The sequence below is a fragment of the Streptomyces sp. NPDC007264 genome, assembly GCF_042869095.1.
Lineage (GTDB): Bacteria > Actinomycetota > Actinomycetes > Streptomycetales > Streptomycetaceae > Streptomyces.
Genome location: NZ_JBIAFD010000001.1, coordinates 318,214 through 336,040 on the forward strand (window position 1 = coordinate 318,214; position 17,827 = coordinate 336,040).

At 70.9% G+C, this 17,827-nt stretch carries 13 protein-coding genes; 7 read left to right on the forward strand and 6 right to left on the reverse strand.

Annotated features, from left to right (window positions below):
- Nucleotides 1–5: 5 nt before the first annotated feature.
- Complete coding sequence (locus ACFYMU_RS01450) at nucleotides 6–839, reverse strand: helix-turn-helix transcriptional regulator (protein ID WP_388366512.1); 834 nt, start codon at nucleotides 837–839, stop codon at nucleotides 6–8.
- A gap of 116 nt (nucleotides 840–955) precedes the next feature.
- On the opposite strand from ACFYMU_RS01450, the gene ACFYMU_RS01455 reads away from it, so the two are divergent.
- A complete protein-coding gene (locus ACFYMU_RS01455) occupies nucleotides 956–2,020 on the forward strand; it encodes an aldo/keto reductase (protein WP_388366514.1) in 1,065 nt (354 codons plus the stop codon).
- Between the two features lie 165 nt (nucleotides 2,021–2,185).
- Here ACFYMU_RS01455 and ACFYMU_RS01460 read toward each other — a convergent pair whose 3' ends face one another.
- The 4 genes from ACFYMU_RS01460 to ACFYMU_RS01475 form a co-directional block, all read right to left on the reverse strand.
- Entirely contained in the window at nucleotides 2,186–2,551 is a 366-nt protein-coding gene (locus ACFYMU_RS01460; RefSeq protein ID WP_388366516.1) for a MerR family transcriptional regulator, read from the reverse strand.
- Between the two features lie 175 nt (nucleotides 2,552–2,726).
- A complete protein-coding gene (locus ACFYMU_RS01465; protein ID WP_388366518.1) occupies nucleotides 2,727–3,086 on the reverse strand; it encodes an SCO5918 family protein in 360 nt (119 codons plus the stop codon).
- A gap of 94 nt (nucleotides 3,087–3,180) precedes the next feature.
- Complete coding sequence (locus ACFYMU_RS01470; protein ID WP_388366520.1) at nucleotides 3,181–4,716, reverse strand: DEAD/DEAH box helicase; 1,536 nt, start codon at nucleotides 4,714–4,716, stop codon at nucleotides 3,181–3,183.
- Between the two features lie 220 nt (nucleotides 4,717–4,936).
- The gene (locus tag ACFYMU_RS01475; protein WP_381086356.1) at nucleotides 4,937–5,140 is read right to left on the reverse strand and encodes a cold-shock protein; all 204 of its coding nucleotides are present in this window, start codon (nucleotides 5,138–5,140) and stop codon (nucleotides 4,937–4,939) included.
- A 455-nt stretch (nucleotides 5,141–5,595) separates the two neighbouring features.
- Here ACFYMU_RS01475 and rox point away from each other — a divergent pair, with 455 nt between their 5' ends.
- The 4 genes from rox to ACFYMU_RS01495 all read left to right on the forward strand — a co-directional run bounded on the left by rox (nucleotide 5,596) and on the right by ACFYMU_RS01495 (nucleotide 11,190).
- Nucleotides 5,596–7,023 carry a rifampin monooxygenase gene (rox, locus tag ACFYMU_RS01480; protein WP_388366522.1) on the forward strand — a complete coding sequence of 476 codons (1,428 nt, stop codon included), beginning with the start codon at nucleotides 5,596–5,598 and terminating at the stop codon, nucleotides 7,021–7,023.
- A gap of 137 nt (nucleotides 7,024–7,160) precedes the next feature.
- Complete coding sequence (locus ACFYMU_RS01485; protein WP_388366947.1) at nucleotides 7,161–9,203, forward strand: TerD family protein; 2,043 nt, start codon at nucleotides 7,161–7,163, stop codon at nucleotides 9,201–9,203.
- A gap of 137 nt (nucleotides 9,204–9,340) precedes the next feature.
- On the forward strand, nucleotides 9,341–10,597 hold the full coding sequence (locus ACFYMU_RS01490; RefSeq protein WP_388366523.1) for a hypothetical protein: 1,257 nt from the start codon (nucleotides 9,341–9,343) through the stop codon (nucleotides 10,595–10,597).
- A gap of 290 nt (nucleotides 10,598–10,887) precedes the next feature.
- Nucleotides 10,888–11,190 carry a hypothetical protein gene (locus tag ACFYMU_RS01495; protein WP_388366525.1) on the forward strand — a complete coding sequence of 101 codons (303 nt, stop codon included), beginning with the start codon at nucleotides 10,888–10,890 and terminating at the stop codon, nucleotides 11,188–11,190.
- A gap of 28 nt (nucleotides 11,191–11,218) precedes the next feature.
- Here the strand turns inward: ACFYMU_RS01495 and ACFYMU_RS01500 are convergent, their stop codons facing one another.
- On the reverse strand, nucleotides 11,219–13,666 hold the full coding sequence (locus ACFYMU_RS01500; protein WP_388366527.1) for an ATP-binding protein: 2,448 nt from the start codon (nucleotides 13,664–13,666) through the stop codon (nucleotides 11,219–11,221).
- Between the two features lie 178 nt (nucleotides 13,667–13,844).
- Here ACFYMU_RS01500 and ACFYMU_RS01505 point away from each other — a divergent pair, with 178 nt between their 5' ends.
- A complete protein-coding gene (locus tag ACFYMU_RS01505; RefSeq protein ID WP_388366529.1) occupies nucleotides 13,845–16,907 on the forward strand; it encodes a tetratricopeptide repeat protein in 3,063 nt (1,020 codons plus the stop codon).
- A gap of 461 nt (nucleotides 16,908–17,368) precedes the next feature.
- The gene (locus ACFYMU_RS01510; protein ID WP_388366531.1) at nucleotides 17,369–17,770 is read left to right on the forward strand and encodes a hypothetical protein; all 402 of its coding nucleotides are present in this window, start codon (nucleotides 17,369–17,371) and stop codon (nucleotides 17,768–17,770) included.
- Nucleotides 17,771–17,827 lie beyond the last annotated feature (57 nt).

The following is a 17,827-nucleotide window of genomic DNA, read 5'->3' on the forward strand; positions in this document are numbered from 1 at the left end:
GGTCGTCACCGGGCGCACAACCGGTCCAGTGCCGCCCGGCTCTCATCGTCCGCGGCGCGGTAGATCACCAACCGCTGGTCCGTGTTCTGGAGCGGCATGAGCACTTCGAAATGGACTGCGATCGCACCGACCTCGGGATGCCGCATCTCCTTGCGCCCGCGACCGTTGACCTTGACGTCCCGCTCGGCCCACAACCGCGAGAATTCGTCGTCGTGCGTGGTGAACTCGGTGATGAGGTCGGTCAACACCCGATCCTCCGGATGGGCGGCCCACGCCGCCCGCAGGTGGGCGATCCCCTCCCGCACGACGCGTTCGCGGTCGACCTGGAACTCGCGTATCTCCGGATGCATCAGGCAGAGCCACATCGAATTGCGCCGCGACGGCGGCAGGGTGGCGAAATCCAGCAGCAGCCTCGCCATTTCGCCGTTCCAGGCCAAGATGTCATAGCGGTGGTTCATCAGCATGGCCGGCAGTGGCGACAGGTCGGTGACCAGCCGGACCAGCGGCGGCGCCGCGGTGGTGGCGGGCGTGCCGGCGTTGCGGGGGCGCTGCCGGGTCAGGTCGAAGAGGTAGGCGCGTTCGGCGGGAGCCAGGCGCAGCGCCCGGGCCAGTGCCTCCACCACGTCCGCCGAGGGCCGCAGCCCGCGTGCCTGTTCCAGCCGCACGATGTAGTCGATGCTGACCCCCGCCAGTTCGGCGACCTCTTCGCGGCGCAGTCCCGGGGTCCGCCGGACCCGCCGACGCGACGGCAGACCGAAATCCCGCGGGTCCAGGCGCTCACGTCGGGTCCGCAGGAACGCGGCCAGTTCCTGTGCCGTGCTGACGGTGCCGGTCGTCATGCCCGGTCCAACAGTCAGGGGAGGACCGCTGTTCCCAGGAACTTCCTTCCCTTGTCCCCGGCTCGCGGCGGTCACAGGCTCCTTCTCGACACGGACCACGAGCACAGGAGGACACGATGTCGCTCACCCTGGACACCTACCGGCTGCTGGGCCGCTCCGGGCTGCGGGTCTCACCGCTGGCGCTGGGTGCGGCGACCTTCGGCACCGAGTGGGGCTGGGGCGCCGATCGGGACGAGGCGCGCAAGCTGTTCGACCTCTACGTCGAGCGCGGCGGCAACTTCATCGACACTGCCAACACCTACACCGACGGCAGCTCGGAGCGGCTGCTGGGCGCATTCACCCGCGCCCGTCGCGAGAGCCTGGTGCTGGCGACGAAGTACACGACGCTGCGCCGCCCCGGCGATCCGAATTCCGGGGGCGCTCACCGCAAGAGCCTGTTCGCATCGGTGGAAGCCAGTCTGCGACAGCTCGACACGGACTACATCGATGTGCTCTACCTGCACGTGTGGGATGTCACGACGCCGGTCGAGGAGATCCTGCGCGGCATGGACGATCTCGTCCGCCAGGGCAAGATCTTGTACGTGGCGGTCTCCACCGCCCCGGCCTGGCAGGTGTCCCGCATGCAGACGATCGCCGACCTGCGCGGCTGGTCGCCCCTGGTCGCGCTGCAGATCGAATACAACCTGATCGAACGTGCCGGGGAGCGTGACCTCATCCCCATGGCACGGGAGATGGGACTGGGCGTCATCCCGTTCTCACCGCTGGCCGGCGGAGTGCTCACCGGCAAGTACGGCCGCGACGACCTGACCGCGACGGACGACTCGTCCGGCGAGAGCACCCGCAAGAGCTTCAACGTCGCCCTGGGCATGGTCACCGGGCGCGGCCTCGCCATCGCCGATGTCGTGAAGGAGGTCGCCACGGAGACGGGCCGCACACCCGCCCAGGTCGGCCTGGCCTGGACCCTGCAGAACCGGAGTGTGACGGCATCGATCATCGGCGCCCGCACCCCCGCGCAGCTGGAGGACAACCTGGGCGCCCTGGAGGTCGACTTCACCGCCGCCCAGCTGGCCCGCCTCGACGAGGCCAGCGCGATCGAACTGGGCTACCCGCACACCCTGCTCGCCAGTGACCACCTCCGCAGGGTGACCGCAGGTGACCTGAAGATCGCAACCCGCCCCTGACACCCGGTCGGGCCGGGCTCCGGAGGCAGCGCAGCACCGCCCGTGGGCCGTCCCGGCCCCGCGTCAACCGCATCGAGCGCCACCGGGCGGTGGCTCGGACCGCAGGGCCACCCTCCGCGAGCGGGCGCCGTCGGGATTTGACCCGTCGGACCCGGGGCCACGCGTTCAGCCGGACCGCGGACCGGAATCGTCGGCGGTCGCCTCGGTCGCCGCGTCGTTCGCCGCACGGCGGTACTCGGCGTTGATGCGCTGAGCTTCCTCGAGCTGGTCCTCGAGGATGACGATGCGGCACGCGGCCTCGATCGGGGTGCCCTGGTCGACGAGCTCGCGCGCGCGGGCGGCGATCCGCAGCTGGTACCGGGAGTAGCGGCGATGGCCGCCCTCGGAGCGGAGCGGTGTGATCAGACGGGCCTCCCCGAGGGCCCGCAGGAATCCCGGGGTGGTGCCGACCATCTCGGCGGCCCGGCCGATGGTGTAGGCCGGGTAGTCGTCGTCGTCCAGTCGATCGCTGAGCGGATTGTCTGCTGTCATGTCACCTCGTTGCCCCACGCGTAGAAGGGCCCTGGCGCCGTACGGCACCAGGGCCCTGAGGAGATTCAACACCATCCGTCGGCGCGGGGGCCGTGCCGACTCCCGCGACGGCGGGCTGCCGCGCCACGGCAGCCGCCCCTCTACGCGGGGGGAGTCACCGTCGAGCAGCCGGTTGTCACCGACCGTGGCCGTCGACGGTGCCGTCCTCACCGGCCGACCCGCCCAGGAGGCCGGGGCCGACAGGTCCGGACGGCTCCGGCGCGGTCGGGAACGAAGGAGCCGCAGCCACGGGAGCGGCCTCGGAGGGGGCGTGGCAGGTGAAGCCGAGACGGATCATGGCGCGGACCACCTCACCGCTGGTGAAGTCGCGGCGGTCCTGTCCGGTGATGACCGCACCCACCTGCTTGACGGGGTAGCGGCGGCGGCCGATGGTCACGGACTCACCCGTGATGGGTTCGGGCTTGACGCCCGCCATCGAAGCAAGCACTCCGGTCTTGGTCAGCTCGAACGGGTACCGGGCGATCACACAGCGCATGGGGCCTCACAGGGAGAAGGAGAAGGGGATGAGCGGTCCGCCGAGGACGTTCCGAGGACGAACGGGCCGGTCGCAGCCGGTGCCGGGCGTGGCGTCACCCGGCCGCCCGCACTCGGGGAGGACGACGGGAGTCCTGCGACGGCACCTGCGCGGCCGTGGCGCCGGCGGACTGCCGCCGCGTACCGCGGGGCGACGCCTCGCCGCCGGTCCGGCCCTGTGCGGATCGACCGCGGCGCCCGCGGGCCGAGGACGACGAGGAGCGGCGGCGGGCGGGTTCCGCGACCGGCGCCGCGATGACGACCGGGACGCCGGAAGGAGCCTGGGCACCGGTGATGCGGCTCAGCTCCGCCTCGCCCGAACGGACCGTGGTGATCCGCGGGGTGATGCCGGCCGAAGCCATCAGCCGGCTCATGTCGCGCCGCTGATCGGGGGTGACCAGCGTGACCACGCTCCCGGACTCGCCGGCGCGGGCCGTGCGGCCGCCGCGATGCAGGTAGTCCTTGTGGTCGCTGGGCGGATCCACGTTGACGACCAGGTCGAGGTTGTCGACGTGGATGCCGCGCGCCGCGACGTTGGTCGCCACCAGCACCGTCACCTGCCCGCTCCGGAACTGGGCGAGGGTCCGGGTGCGCTGCGGCTGGGACTTGCCGCCGTGCAGGGCGGCCGCGCGGACGCCGCTGTTCAGCAGGTGCCTGGTCAGCCGGTCCACCGCGTGCTTGGTGTCCAGGAACATGATCACTCGGCCGTCCCGTGCCGCGATCTCCGTGGTCGTCCGGTGCTTGTCCGCGTCGTGCACATGGAGCACGTGGTGCTGCATCGTGGTCACGGCACCTGCCGACGGGTCGACGGAGTGCACCACCGGGTCGGTCAGGTAGCGGCGGACCAGCCGGTCGACGTTGCGGTCCAGGGTGGCCGAGAAGAGCATCCGCTGCCCGTCGGGGCGCACCTGGTCGAGCAGGGCGGTGACCTGGGGCATGAAGCCCATGTCGGTCATCTGGTCGGCCTCGTCCAGGACGGTGATGCCGACGTCGCCGAGCCGGCAGTCGCCACGGTCGATGAGGTCCTTGAGCCGCCCCGGTGTCGCGACGACCACCTCCGCCCCGGTGCGCAGCGCACCGGCCTGCCTGCCGATGGACATCCCGCCGACCACGGTCGCCAGCCGCAGTGCCACGGAGCGGGCGTACGGCGTGAGCGCGTCGGTGACCTGCTGGGCGAGTTCGCGGGTGGGCACGAGGACGAGGGCCAGCGGCTGCCGCGGCTCCGCGCGCCGACCCGCCGTACGGGCCAGCATCGCGAGACCGAAGGCGAGCGTCTTGCCGGAACCGGTGCGGCCGCGGCCGAGCACGTCACGGCCGGCCAGGGAGTTCGGCAGGGTCGCGGCCTGGATCGGGAACGGCACCGTCACGCCCTCCTGGCCGAGGGTGGCCAGCAGCGCCGCCGGCATGGCCAGTTCGGCGAACGATCCGACCGCGGGCAACGCGGGCGTGATCGTCTTCGGCAGCGCGAACTCGCTGTGCGGCTTTTCGGTCCCCCGGCGCGCGGGGCCCTGGGAGCGTCGCCGGGCGCCGGAGCGGCCGGCTCCGGAGCCGCCGGAGCGGTCATAGGTACGGGATGTGCGCGTGCGGTTCATGCGGAACCTTCCTTGATGCGACACGTATCAAGGAATTCCCGCAGCGATGGAGCAGCGCAGAGAATCGCGAGAACGAGCCGGAAATGACGAGACGCGCCGGAACGGAAAATAGCCCGTTCGGCGGAGTGGTAATGCCGGGATGCCCCGGGAAAACACAGCGAGCTGGGGCTCGCACCCCAAGGTGCGGGCCCCAGCTGCGAAGCAAGCGTCGGTGCCGCTGTCAGGCGGGAACGATGTTCTCGGCCGTCGGGCCCTTCTGGCCCTGACCGATGTCGAACGTCACCTTCTGGCCCTCGAGCAGCTCGCGAAAGCCCTGGGTGGCGATGTTCGAGTAGTGGGCGAAGACGTCGGGGCCGCCGCCGTCCTGCTCGATGAAGCCGAAGCCCTTTTCCGCGTTGAACCACTTCACGGTGCCAGTAGCCATTTTGTTTCTCCTTCGAGACGGTGCTCGGAGTCCGCACTGCGCGGAATCCGGTCGCCGTGATGATCACCCCGTCGGAAAAACCTTCAGGCAACCACAACTGCAACTGACGTCGACACTAGCACGCCGAGGCGGGCCTCGGCGCGGTGGATATCCGCCGTACCGGGCAATGTGAGAAATGCTCGTCGCGCGCCGCGTCAATTTCTCATTTCGCGGACACAGATATTGCACCGCCCGGACCACAGTGTCGCCTGCACCGCAGGCACCGCCCGCGACGCGTCCGCGACGCGTCCGCGGCGGGTGAGCGGCGGGTGAGCGGCGGACGACCAAAGGAAAAGGCGAGGACTTCCGCTCCTCGCCACTATCAACCTATAGCGCACCCGGGGGCTTGCGGCAAGGCCCCGGCCGTACCGCAGAATCACCCGCCGAAGCCACAACCTGCGGAAACGGGGAGAGAGATGATCGACGTCATCATTGCCGGCGGTGGTCCGACCGGACTGATGCTGGCGGCCGAACTGCGGCTGCACGATGTGCGCGTGCTCGTGCTGGAGAAGCTGACCGAGCCGACCGCGCAGTCCCGCGGGCAGGGCCTGCACGCGCGCAGCGTCGAGATGACGGACCAGCGCGGCCTGTTGGACCGGTTCCTCGCGGTCAGCAGGAAGTTCCAGGCAGGCGGCCTGTTCGGCGGCATCATCAAGCCGTGGCCCGACCGGCTGGACACGGCTCACCCGTACGGACTCGCCACCCCCCAGCCGGTCACCGAGCGGCTGCTCGACGAGCGTGCCCTCGAACTGGGTGCCGAGATCCGCCGCGGCTGCGAAGTGGTGGGGCTGAGCCAGGACGAGGACGGGGTGACCGTCGAGCTGGCGGACGGCACGCGTCTTCGCTCGCGCTACCTCGTCGGGTGCGACGGCGCCCGCAGCGTGGTGCGCAAGCGACTCGGCGTCGCTTTCCCCGGCGAGCCGACCAAGGTCGAGACGCTGCTGGGCGAGATGGAGCTGACCGAGGACCCGGCGACCGTCGCCGCCGTCGTCGAGGAGGTCCGCAGGACCCAGCTGCGGTTCGGCGCCATTCCCCTCGGGGACGGGGTGCACCGACTCGTCGTGCCCGCCGACGGCGTGGTCGAGGACCGCGTGGCCCCGCCGACCCTGGAGGAGTTCAGGCAGCGGTTGCGGGCCGTCGCGGGCACCGATTTCGGCGCGCACTCGCCGCGCTGGCTGTCGCGCTTCGGCGACGCCACCCGGCAGGCCGAGCGCTACCGCGTCGGTAGGGTCCTGCTTGCCGGCGACGCGGCGCACATCCACCCGCCGACGGGCGGGCAGGGGCTCAACCTCGGCATCCAGGACGCCTTCAACCTCGGCTGGAAACTGGCCGCCGAGGTGAGCGGCTGGGCACCCGAGGGACTGCTGGACAGCTACCACGCCGAACGGCACCCGGTGGGCGCCGACGTGCTGGAGAACACCCGCGCCCAGATCACCCTGATGGGGACCGACCCGGGCCCGGCCGCGCTGCGGAAGCTGTTCTCGAGGCTGATGGACTTCGAGGAGGTCAACCGGTACGTGACCGGCATCATCACGGCGGTCGACGTCCGCTACGACCTCGGCGAGGGCCACGAACTGCTCGGCCGGCGCCTGCGAGACGTGAAACTGAAGCAGGACCGCCTGTACGAGCTGATGCGCGGCGGCCGCGGCCTGTTGCTCGACCAGACCGGCCGGCTGTCGGTGGCGGGCTGGGCGGACCGGGTCGACCACGTCGTCGACGTCAGTGAGGAACTGGACGTCCCCGCCGTACTCCTGCGCCCCGACGGCCACGTGGCCTGGGTCGGGGAGCACCAGCAGGACCTGCTGGGACCGCTCCGCAAGTGGTTCGGCGCGGCCACCGACTGAGGGACGGCCCCGTGGACGGCCCCTGTGAGCACTAGAGTTCTCCGTGTGCGGCGCGTCACATCGCGTTGCTGACCGGGCAGCCGGGTGGGGAGACACGTATGCCCGAGACAACCGCCTTGGGGGGCTTTGTGCACGACATGGTCAAGGGCTCGAACGTGACTCTGACGGCCCTGAGCGAGAACGTCGGTTCGGTCATCGTCGGTCTGGGCTGGGCCAGCCCCACCGGTGAGGGCGACGCGGACGTCTCCGTGCTGCTGCTGGACGCGAACGGCAAGGTGCGCAGCGACGCCGACTTCTGCTTCTACAACAACCCGGTCGCCGCGGACGGAAGCGTGCAGCTCCTCGGCAAGACGCCGACAGCGGAGGGGAGCGAGGACCGGATCAGCTTCGACCTGACCGTGGTCCCGGCCGACGTCGACCGGATCGTCGTCGCGGCCAGCCGCTACCACGGAGCACACTTCGGCGAACTGGACGACCTGAGACTGTCGTTGACCGACGGGGCGGGCGAGCCCCTCCTGCGCTTCGCCATCGACGACGCCGACGCGGTGAGCGCGATCATCTTCGGCGAGCTGTACAGGCGTGGGGGAGAGTGGAAGTTCCGCGCCGTCGGGCAGGGCTATGCCGCCGGTCTGGCGGGTCTGGCGACGGACTTCGGAGTCGACATCGAGGACGACGCGGCCGCGGAAGAGGCGGCCGTGGAAGAGGCGGCGCGGGACGGCGAGGGAAGCGAGGAACAGGCGGATCCGGCGGCCCCGGCCCCGGCCCCGGCCGACGAGCCGAAGCCCCAGGTGATGCTGGAGGCCGTGCCGGCCCCCCGTCGCCCCGACGACGCGGCCGAGCCGAAGAAACCGGCCGCACGACCCCGCACCGCGAAGAAGAAGGTCACCCTGCCCAAGGTGGTCGGGAAGGCGCTGGCGGAGAACGAGTCCTGGAAGGAAGCCAGGCTCTTTCCGGTCTCGGCACTCAAGAGCGACCGGGACCGCGAAGCGCGTGCCACCTCGGTGCTGCTGTCGGTGATGGCGCAGGTGCCGGAGTTCGGCAGGAGACTCACCGCCGCGTTCGGAGCGCCGGCCGGTCGTATGGAGACGTTCACGGAGGTCTCCCTGCCGCACGGCGACACGCCACGGCGGCCCGACGGGGTGATCCGGGTCGAGCGGGCCGGCAAGTTGTGGACGGCGCTGGTCGAGACGAAGACCAACGGCAACGCCCTCAAGGCCGACCAGGTGCAGGCGTACATGGACATCGCCGCGCGCCGCGGCTACGAGGCCGTGATCACGCTGTCGAACGACGTGGCGCTGGAGGGCAGCCCGCTCGTCGACGTCAAGATCGACGGACGACGCAAGCACAAGGTCGCTCTCCGGCACCTGTCGTGGGCCGAAGTCGTCCACCAGGCACAGATGCTGATCCGGCACGAGGGCGTCGGCAACATGGCACACGCCTGGCTGCTCCAGGAACTGCTGCACTACCTGCAGCACGAGAACTCCGGCTGCCACGGCTTCCAGAACATGGGCCCGGCCTGGGTTCCCGTCCGCAACGGAATCGACGAAGAGACGCTGTGCCAGGGAGACCCGCGCGCACGGGAAGTGGTCGAGAGCTGGGAGCGGTTGATCCGCCAGGTCTGTCTCAGGCTGGGTGGTGAACTCGGACAGAAGGTACTGCCCGTCCAGCGCGCGAAGAGGGGAACGGACCCGGGCGCACGCCGGGGCCGTCTCGCCGACCAGCTCTGCCTCGACGGACGGCTGCAGGCCGAGCTGCGCATCGAGGGCGCGCCCGGTGTCCTCGGCGTCGGCGCCGACCTGCGCACGGGCAGGCTGCGCACCTCCATCGAGATCCCGGCACCCGAGCAGGGCTACCCCCTGTCCTGGGCGAAGCGGCTCATCAGGCGCCTGGCCGAGGCGCCGGCCGACCTCCACATCGAAACGCTCGTCGAGGGCGAGACCGGGGGGCCGCGGGGAACGCTGGAACGGCTGCGCCCCGAGCCCGCAGACATGCTCCCGAAGAACAACAGCACCCGCATCACCGGCTTCCGCCTGTCCCTCTTCAAGGGCATGGGAAGCAGCCGCGGCAACGCCGAGACCGGCTTCATCCGCAGCGTCGACGACGCCGTGCACCGCTTCTACACCACGGTGGTGGTCCACCTGGACCGCCCGGCCCCCCGGGAACGCGCGACGACCGGATGAGGACGTGCCGGCTCCCGCGGGGCGCCGGACGACCGTGCGCGACACCCGCCAGGGCAAGGGTGTTGCAAGGGGCATGCAAGGAAAACGCGGTACGCACAGGGAACCCCCCTGCCGTCTGTTGTACGCAGCAACGACCGATGGGGGATCGCGTGTCCGTCAATACGACGAAACCAGCACTGATCGAACAGGGACACTGGCTGACGGTACGGGACTGCAAGAGCGTCCTGGTGGTCGTGCACACGGTGACCTTCGCCCAACGCCTGCGCGAGGTCTTCGAGCTGCTGGAGACCGACCTGCGCGTTCAGCTGGTCTTCACGGTCGCACCGCATGCCTTCGGCACCGGAGTCACCGAGTTCCTGCGGAGCCTGGGCATCACCACGGTGCCCTGGGAAGAGGCCCTGAGGGCCGAGTTCGACCTCGCGCTCGCGGCGGGCTCTCGCGGGGTGCACGAACTGCGGGCTCCGGTCGTACGCATCTCGCACGGGGCCGGGCAGATCAAACTGCTCACCGACGTCACCGCGCTGGCACCGGGAGAGCGGAGGTCGCCGGGGATGCTGAGCCGCCGGCACCTGCTGCACGAGGGGCGGCTGGTTCCCGCGGCGATCGTCTACGCGCACGCCCGGGACCTGGAGGAGCTCGCCCGGTCCTGCCCGGAGGCGCTCCCGGTGGCTCACGTGACGGGCGACCCGTGCGTCGACCGGATCATGGCCGGCAGGCCCGGGCGGGAGTCCTACCGCCGTGCGCTGGGCATCGGGGAGGGACAGCGGCTCGTGGTCGTCACGTCCACCTGGGGACCGGCTTCGACGTTCGGGCGGCTCGACTCCCTGCTGCCGCAGCTGCTGAGCCAGCTGCCGGGCGACGTCTACCGCGTCGCGATGCTGGTCCATCCGAATGTGTTCGCGGGGCACGGCACCCGGCAGGTGCGCGGCTGGCTGTCCTGCTGTCAGGGCCGGGGGATCGCGGTCGTCCCCCCGGAAGCCGACTGGCAGGCGCTGCTGATCGCGGCCGACTGGATCATCGGCGACCATGGATCACTGACCGCGTACGGCACGCTCACGGACGCGACGATGCTGCTGACGGCCGGATCCCGGCGTGAGGTGTCGGCCTCCTCCCCGGCGGCTCTGCTGTCCGCCGTCGCGCCCGTGGTCTCTCCGTTGTACCCGCTGGCGGAGCAGCTGGAGTACGCGGCGCGGCTGCACCGTCCGGGACAGTACGACCATGTCGCGGCCCTGCTGTCGTCGGCGCCGGGCCAGTTCCATCGACGGACGCGTTCGGTCGTCTACCGCATGCTCGGGCTGGGAGAACCCGCCCGTCCGCCGTTCGTCGCGCCGCCCCCGCCCCCGCCGTCACTGACGCGGTGGGAGATCCCGGCCGGCAGCGGGGTGGCACGGTGAGCGACCGGCCCGCGCCCTCGCAGTCGGACGCCGCCTGGGCCACGGTGTGCTTCCACGGGGCACGGAACGGCGCGGTACGCCGTGGTGACGGCTGGGACGACCGGTCGGTCTCCGTCGTGTGGCGTTCGGACGCGGCTCAGGGTCCTGCTCTCGTCCGATGCGACCCGCTGCCCTCGTCCGCGGGACGGCACGCGTACCCGTATCGGTCCCCCTGCCCGTACGAGCCCGGCCCGCTTCCCTGCGATGTGCACCTGTGGGTGAATGCCGACAGCCCGGGACGAACGGATCTCATGGAGCACGCCGACGTGCTCGTGAGCCGCGTGGCGCTGCCGCCCGAGTCGGCTCACCGGCGGGCGCGCGAGTTGCTGGCGGGCCATCCCGGCTGCCTTGCCGCCGCCGTACCCGATACCGCCATGAGGTGTGTCGTCGTGGTACGGGACCGGACGGGTGCCGTGTCGTTCGTGCGGCCGGACCAGGGCGGGGCCGATGCCCCGGTCCCCCCGCACGCGGTCGGCGCGGTCGTCCATGCCTGGGCGGGATCCGGGGGCTCGCCCCGCGCGCTGCGCTCCCTCGTCCCGATGCCGCGTCGCTGACCGGCGGGACGGCCGGCTGCGGCGGCGGTCACCGCTGCCGCAGCCGGCCGTCCAGGCGCTGTGCGTCCTCGGGGCTGAGGCGTCGGAAGAGATCCCGGGCGGCCTCGTAGTGGCGTACCGAATCCGCGTGATCACCACGTGACGCGGCGGCCTGGCCGAGCCACTCCAGGCAGCGCGCCTCCCAGTGCTCGGACCGGGTGCCGCCCGTGCGGAAGCGCGCGAGCGCCTCCTGCAATCGTTCGACGCCTCCGTCGGGGTCCCCGCCGCGCTCCAGGACATGGCCGAGGAGGGCCAGGACGCGGGTCGCCTCGTACGTCTCTCCGAGGGAGTCCAGTTCGGCGCCGGCCCGGCGCAACTGCTCGGCGGCCGTGGCCAGGTCGCCGCCGGCCAGGGCGGTTTCGCCGAGGCGCCGTCGGGAGAGGGCGGCCCCGCGGCGGTAGCCGATCGACTCCCTCAGCCGCAGGGCACGCTCGAAGTGGCCGCGCGCCTCGTCGAGCCGGTGGACCAGCAGACTGACGTGTCCCAGTCCGCTCACGGCCTGGGCCTGTTGGCGGACGTCGCCGTCGGCCGTGGCCATCTCCAGCGCCTGCCGGTACCAGTCGGCGGCCTCCGGGTACCGGCCGGCGTTGCGTAAGCCGATCGCTCCGGAGGTGAGCATGCGGCCCTCCCCCTGCCTCGATCCGCTGCGGCGGGCCGCTTCGAGGCCGAGGCGGTGTGCCTCGATCCACAGCTCGGACGGACGCAACCGGAGGAAAAGGGGCCACATGAGGTCCGTCAGGCGCCAGCAGGAGAAGTGCCACCCGGCCTGGGCCGCGTGCCGTACCGCGCCCATCAGGCCGTTGCGGTGCGAGTCCAGCCAGGCGAGCGCCTCCTCCGGACCGTCGAGCGGGGTGGGGGGCACCGTTCCCGTGGGGAGGTCGTGCCCCGGCAACCGGTGGCTGGGGGTGAGGATGCTCTCTGCCGAAGCAGCCGTGGACAGGCACCAGTCGACGAAGCGGCGCATCGTGCGCTCGTGCCGGCCCGGGTCCTCCAGCTCTTCGCCGAGCCGGCGGGCGTGCGGCTGGACGAGATCGTGGAATCGATAGGTGCCCGGACCCGTCTCCTCCAGGAGATTCGCCTCCACCAGAGCGTGGGCGGCGATGTCGGCGGCGTGCCCGGTGTCACGCGATGCCTCACCGTCGCCCGCCAGGGCGGTCAGCAACGAGAGGTCATGGCGATCCGCGGGCAGCAGTCCCATCCGGCGGTACAGCGCACGGCTCTCGTCGGGGAGGACGTCGTACGACATGTCGAGCGCCGTCCGCATCACGGCCTCCCCGTCGATGCGCAGCGCGTCGACGGCGCCCGGACCACGGGCGAGGCTGTCGGCCAGGGCGGACACGGAGCGGTGGGGGCGCAGGGCGAGCTGGGCGGAGGCCAGGGCCACTGCCAGGGGCAGGCGCCCGCACAGTGTGACCACCTCACGCGCGGCGGCCGGCTCCTGCTCCACACGCGCGCCCCCGCCCACGGCCAGGAGTTCGACGGCCGACTCGACGGGAAGCCCCTCCAGCCGGTGTACGGACGCGCCGTCGACCCGCAGTCCGGTCAGGCTGCTTCTGCTGGTCACCACGGTGAGGCCGGTCGGCGTACTGAGCAGGAGCGGGCGCACCTGGGCAGCCGTGAACGCGCTGTCCAGGAGGACGGCCAGCCGCAGTCCCGAGGTCATCGAGCGCCACAACGCGCTTTGCTGCGCGATCCCGGCCGGCACCGAGGACGCGCCGAGTGCGATCAGGAAGGCTTCCAGGACGGCGGCCGGGGAGACGGGCCCGCCTCCCTCGTCGGTGGCCCGTCCTCCCAGGTCGGCGTAGAGCTGGCCGTCGGGAAAGCCGTCGGCGTGCTCGTAGAGCCAGTGGGTGGCGAACGTGGTCTTCCCGACGCCCGCCAGTCCGCTGACCACCAGGACCTGCGGTGCGTGCGCCGGCCGCTGGGCACGCAGGGCGTCCAGGGCCTGTCGATCGGCCTCCCGGTCGATGAACCGTGCGGTCACCGGGGGCAGTTGACGAGGCACGGGGAGGCGGGACCGAGGCGTCGGGGAGGGCGGGTGGAAGTGGATGCCCCCGTGGACGTCCCGAGCCTGCACGCTGGGGCCGTGGAGTACGGCATTGCCGCTGACGGCGTTGCTGGTCGCCGCGGCCGGGGGGCCGGACGGTGTGCGGGTGGGCCCGGGGTGACGGCGCAGCCACTCCGCCACCGCCTGCCGTGTCGCCGCGTCGTGCGAGGCCAACGCGTCCAGCCGCCGGGCGAGTTCACGCCGGAGGGCCGCCCCGTGCGGTCCCCCCGCGGTGTGCGGGGGCCGGAGCAGGGCCACCGATGGGTCGGCGCGGGCCGCGATGTCCACCACGTGGGCCAGATCGCGCCATGCGGGGGCTTCCGGGTCGGCGTCGCAGGCGGCCATGGCCGACAGCAAGGCTTCCGGCCCGTCCGAGGAGAAAGCAGGCACGTACGCAACTCCTTTCGGTCACCCGGGAGTCACTCCCCGCTGCGGACAAGAGAGGAACGTATGTGGCTATTTATCAGACAATCTTGAGTTCAAGGCGCCCCCTTGTGTCGGTGATGCCAGGTCCATGACACTATCGAATGCTCGGCAATCGCAGGCCCTACCGGCGGGGAGGACGCTGGTGGAGTTCGAGATCAGGCTTTCGGGATCGGTCGAGATTCGGGCAGCGGGCCGCCGTAGTGATCTCGGATCGACGAAGACGAGGGTCACGCTCGCCGCCCTCGCCTGGGACGCGGGCCGTACGGTGAGCGTGGACACCCTGATCCACCGCGTCTGGGACGAGCATCCGCCCGGCAAGGCCCGGGAAGCGCTCTACGCCCACATCTCCCGCATCCGGGGTTCCCTGCGGATCGCCGGGGCGGGCGCACCCACGATCGTCAGCCGTACGAACTCGTACTCCCTGGAGGCAGACCCGGACCGGGTCGACCTGCGCCGCTACACGAGCTGCGTCGAGCGAGCCCGTTCCCTCAGGGACAGGGGGGACGAGCAGGCCGCCCTGCGTCTGCTGGACCGGGCGGACGGCCTCTGGCACGGTGAACCACTCGCCGGGATCACCGGGTCCTGGGCCGAGCACCTGCGGAGCGCCGTCGCCGAGACCCGTTTCGCGGCCGCGGTGACGAGAGCCGAGATCCTCCTCGGCGAGGGGAGGTTCACCGACGCCGTTCCCGTGCTCCTGCCGTTGGCCGAGGCGCATCCCGTGGACGAGGCCCTGGCCGAACGCCTGGCCGTGGCCCTGTACGGCAGCAACCGGACGGCCGAGGCGACCAGGCTGCTTCAGCGGACGCGGCAGCGCGTCGTCCGTGACATCGGTCTCGACGCCGGCCGCGGGCTGCACCGGGTCCACCAGGGAATCCTGGCGGGGGCCCCAGCGGCGGCCCTGCTGCCCCGCTTCGGAGCCGGCGGGAGGACGGACCCGAGACCGACGCGCCGGGTTCCGGACAATCTGCCACGCGACGTTCCGTGGGCCGGACGGCACGAGGAACTGCGGCGACTCACCGCAGCGCTCTGCGAGGGACAGGGAGCCTCGGACGTCGTCACCGTCGAGGCGATCCACGGAATGGGGGGTGTCGGCAAAACGGCCCTGGCCGTCCATCTGGCCCATCGGTTGCGGGACCGCTTCCCGGACGGGCGCGTCCTTCTCCATCTGGGAGGGTGTTCCACCGACCGGACGCCGCCGACCCCGGCCCGGGCACTCACCGAGCTGCTGCGGCTGCTCGGCGTGGCCACCAAGGAACTGCCGCGCGGACTCGACGCGTTGGTGGCACTGTGGCGCTCGGCGGTGCGTGACCGCCGCATGCTGGTGATCCTCGACGACGCGACCTCCTCCACCCAGATCCGCCCCCTGCTTCCGGGGGCTTCTCCGACAGCGGTCGTCGTGACCAGCCGCCGACGACTGCCCGGACTGCCCGGCGTGCGGCCGGTCTCCCTGGACGTGCTGACGCCCGAGGACGCGGCGGCGCTCTTCTCGCAGCGACTGGGGAGAGGGCGCGCGACCGATCCGTCGGACGTGGCAGAGATCGTCCGGATCTGCGGGTACCTCCCGCTGGCCATCGAGATCGCCGCGAGCCGGTTGCTCGCCCGCGCCTCATGGACCACGACCGACCTGCTGCGCCGGCTGGGCGGTGGTGGTCGTCTGGCCCAACTGCACGACCTGGACAGGACCTTGAGGCACGTCTTCGAGGTCTCGTACCACGCGCTGGACGCCGAGCAGCGATTGGTCTTCCGCCGCATCGGACTGCATGTGGGGGTGGAGTTCGGTTCCGGGGCGATCGCCGCGCTCACCGGATTGTCCCTGGACACGGCAGAACGCATACTCGAGGAACTTCTGGCTCACCATCTCGTGTTCGAGCCCGTTCCACACCGTTTCACCATGCATGATCTTCTGCGCGACTACGCGCGATGGCTGATCGAGGCCGGTGACGCCGATTCCGAGGACGATGTCCGACGGGCCGCACAGGGCCTTGTGGATCACTACGTTCACGCCGCGGACCGGGCAGACCGGCTGGCCTATCCCTTCCGTTCGCGCACGGATCTCGGTACCGCTGATCCCGCTGTTCCACCCGGCACGGAAATCGTCGACGCGCAGTCGGCCGAACAGTGGTTGATCGTGGAGTCGGCCAACCTCCTGGACGCTCTGGACTGGCTTGAGAACCATGGCTCGGAACGTCAACTCGCCGTTGCCGTCCACGTGCTGGCGGGGTTCCTGGACATGGAGGGACACCTCGCCGCGGCCGAGCCGTTGCTGCGGCGGGCCGCAGCCCACTGGAACGCCGCAGGTGACAGCGTGGCCAGGGCCCGAGCCCTGCTCGACCTCTGCACGGTGTACACCCACGGCTCCCGCTACGGCGAGGCCATCTCGGCCGCGCGTGAGGCGCTTGACGTCGCGCGGTCCCTGGGGGACCGGGAACTGGAGAGCGAGTGCATTCATCAACTCTCCATCTCCCTGTGGCAGACGGGCCAGTACACGTCTGCCCTGTCACTCCAGAAGAACTCTCTCAATTTTCTTCTGCAAACGGGAGATCTGCTTCGGATCGCGCGCTGTCGAAATCTACTCGGAATAATCCACCTCCATGTGGCCGAGAACGAAGAAGCATTGGCGTGCTTCGCTTCGGCGCTCGCTGATTTCACGGCGATAGGCGACGAGCGGGGAAGATACAGCGCGCTGAACAACATGGCGGAACTTCACAAGAGAACGGGACACCCAGAGGCTGCTGAAAGCGCGTACCGGCAGGCGATGGTGGTGGCGGAACGGATGGGAAATCCGAGAGACAAGGCCACGCTCCAGATGAATGTGGCGTCTGTCCTGGACGCGCTCGGCAGGACCGATGAGGCACTCGCCTTGTACCGCGTGGTTCTGCCGGTGCTGCGGGACGTCGGGGACCGGCGCGCGGAGGCCATCGCGCTCACCCGGGTCGGCAGGGCGTATCGTGCGGCCGGCCGCACGGCCGAGGCCTATCGACAGCACATTGCCGCACTTGAGGTGATACGCGCAATTCACGCGGCGGGTGAAGAGGCCGAGGTGCTCTACGACTTGGCCCTGGTCGAACGAGATGCGGGTCGCACGGCCCGAGCCGTGGCTCATCTGGAGGAGAGCCTGGCGGTCAGCAGACGGATAGGAGCTCCTGCCGAGGAGGCGCGTGCCGCCGAGGTGCTGGCGGAACTGAGGGGCGAAGTCGCTCCGTAGGAAATTGCGAGCGGCGTGGCCGCGCACAGGGGGTGTGCGCGGGAAGCGGTACGGAGTCCTGCTGTTCCGTCATCCGGTGCGCACACATGCCCGAGCAGCCGCTATTGTTCTTTCCCGAGAGGCGCTGGCGCCGACGCCTCTGTCCGGAGCTCTGTCTTGCCCGTGCTTCGGATATCGACCCTGACTATGTGAAAGACCGAAAGGCACAGGCCCAGTGAAGAAGCGTCACGTCTTCATCATAATTACCTTCACGTGCATTGCATACGTGACGGCCCTCGGATCCGGCCCGACCGGCTTCAGCATGTGAGCGGCCGGTGTCCGGTGCCCGACGCCGACCCGTGGCCCGGTACCGGACACCAGCCCCCGGAAGTGGCCGACAGCGACCGCTCCCGCGGGCGGGCGGTTCTGAGACGATGACGCCCAGAGCCGTTCGACTCCGCTGAGCGACTGGGGGTAGGGGCGTGGATCCGATCTCGGCGAGCATTCTCGTGGCGGCGGCCACCGGAGCCGGCGGTGAGATGGGGCGGCAACTCTGGGCGTCCCTGCGCGGGTTGGTCCAAAGAGACTCGGCAGAGGAGCCCGCCGGCTCGCCGGGCCCGGCGACCTGCGAGGTCGAACTGGCCTCCTTGGCCGAGGCGCCGCACGATGTGGAGCGGGCGCGGGCGCTCAGCGAGGCTCTGAGCCGCCGCGCCGGGCGCGACCCCTTGTTCCGGCAGGCCTTGACGCAGTGGCGGCAGCAGGCGCAGATCCTGCACACCGGGGCCGGGGACACGCACAACACCGTGAGCGGCGGCACCCAGAAGGGCCCGGTCGTGCAGGGACGTGACTTCTCCGGGATCACCTTCAACGCCCCCGGCCGGTGATCCCACCGCGCCACGGCGCACTGTCCGGGGCGGAGCGGGCAAGGGAATGCCGTATTC

What these genes read in the sequence shown, in the direction of transcription:
- ACFYMU_RS01450 (WP_388366512.1), bottom strand. Translation starts at nt 839, where the DNA reads ATGACGACCGGCACCGTCAGCACGGCACAGGAACTGGCCGCGTTCCTG.
- ACFYMU_RS01455 (WP_388366514.1), top strand. Translation starts at nt 956, where the DNA reads ATGTCGCTCACCCTGGACACCTACCGGCTGCTGGGCCGCTCCGGGCTG.
- ACFYMU_RS01460 (WP_388366516.1), bottom strand. Translation starts at nt 2,551, where the DNA reads ATGACAGCAGACAATCCGCTCAGCGATCGACTGGACGACGACGACTAC.
- ACFYMU_RS01465 (WP_388366518.1), bottom strand. Translation starts at nt 3,086, where the DNA reads ATGCGCTGTGTGATCGCCCGGTACCCGTTCGAGCTGACCAAGACCGGA.
- ACFYMU_RS01470 (WP_388366520.1), bottom strand. Translation starts at nt 4,716, where the DNA reads ATGAACCGCACGCGCACATCCCGTACCTATGACCGCTCCGGCGGCTCC.
- ACFYMU_RS01475 (WP_381086356.1), bottom strand. Translation starts at nt 5,140, where the DNA reads ATGGCTACTGGCACCGTGAAGTGGTTCAACGCGGAAAAGGGCTTCGGC.
- rox (WP_388366522.1), top strand. Translation starts at nt 5,596, where the DNA reads ATGATCGACGTCATCATTGCCGGCGGTGGTCCGACCGGACTGATGCTG.
- ACFYMU_RS01485 (WP_388366947.1), top strand. Translation starts at nt 7,161, where the DNA reads ATGGTCAAGGGCTCGAACGTGACTCTGACGGCCCTGAGCGAGAACGTC.
- ACFYMU_RS01490 (WP_388366523.1), top strand. Translation starts at nt 9,341, where the DNA reads ATGGGGGATCGCGTGTCCGTCAATACGACGAAACCAGCACTGATCGAA.
- ACFYMU_RS01495 (WP_388366525.1), top strand. Translation starts at nt 10,888, where the DNA reads ATGGAGCACGCCGACGTGCTCGTGAGCCGCGTGGCGCTGCCGCCCGAG.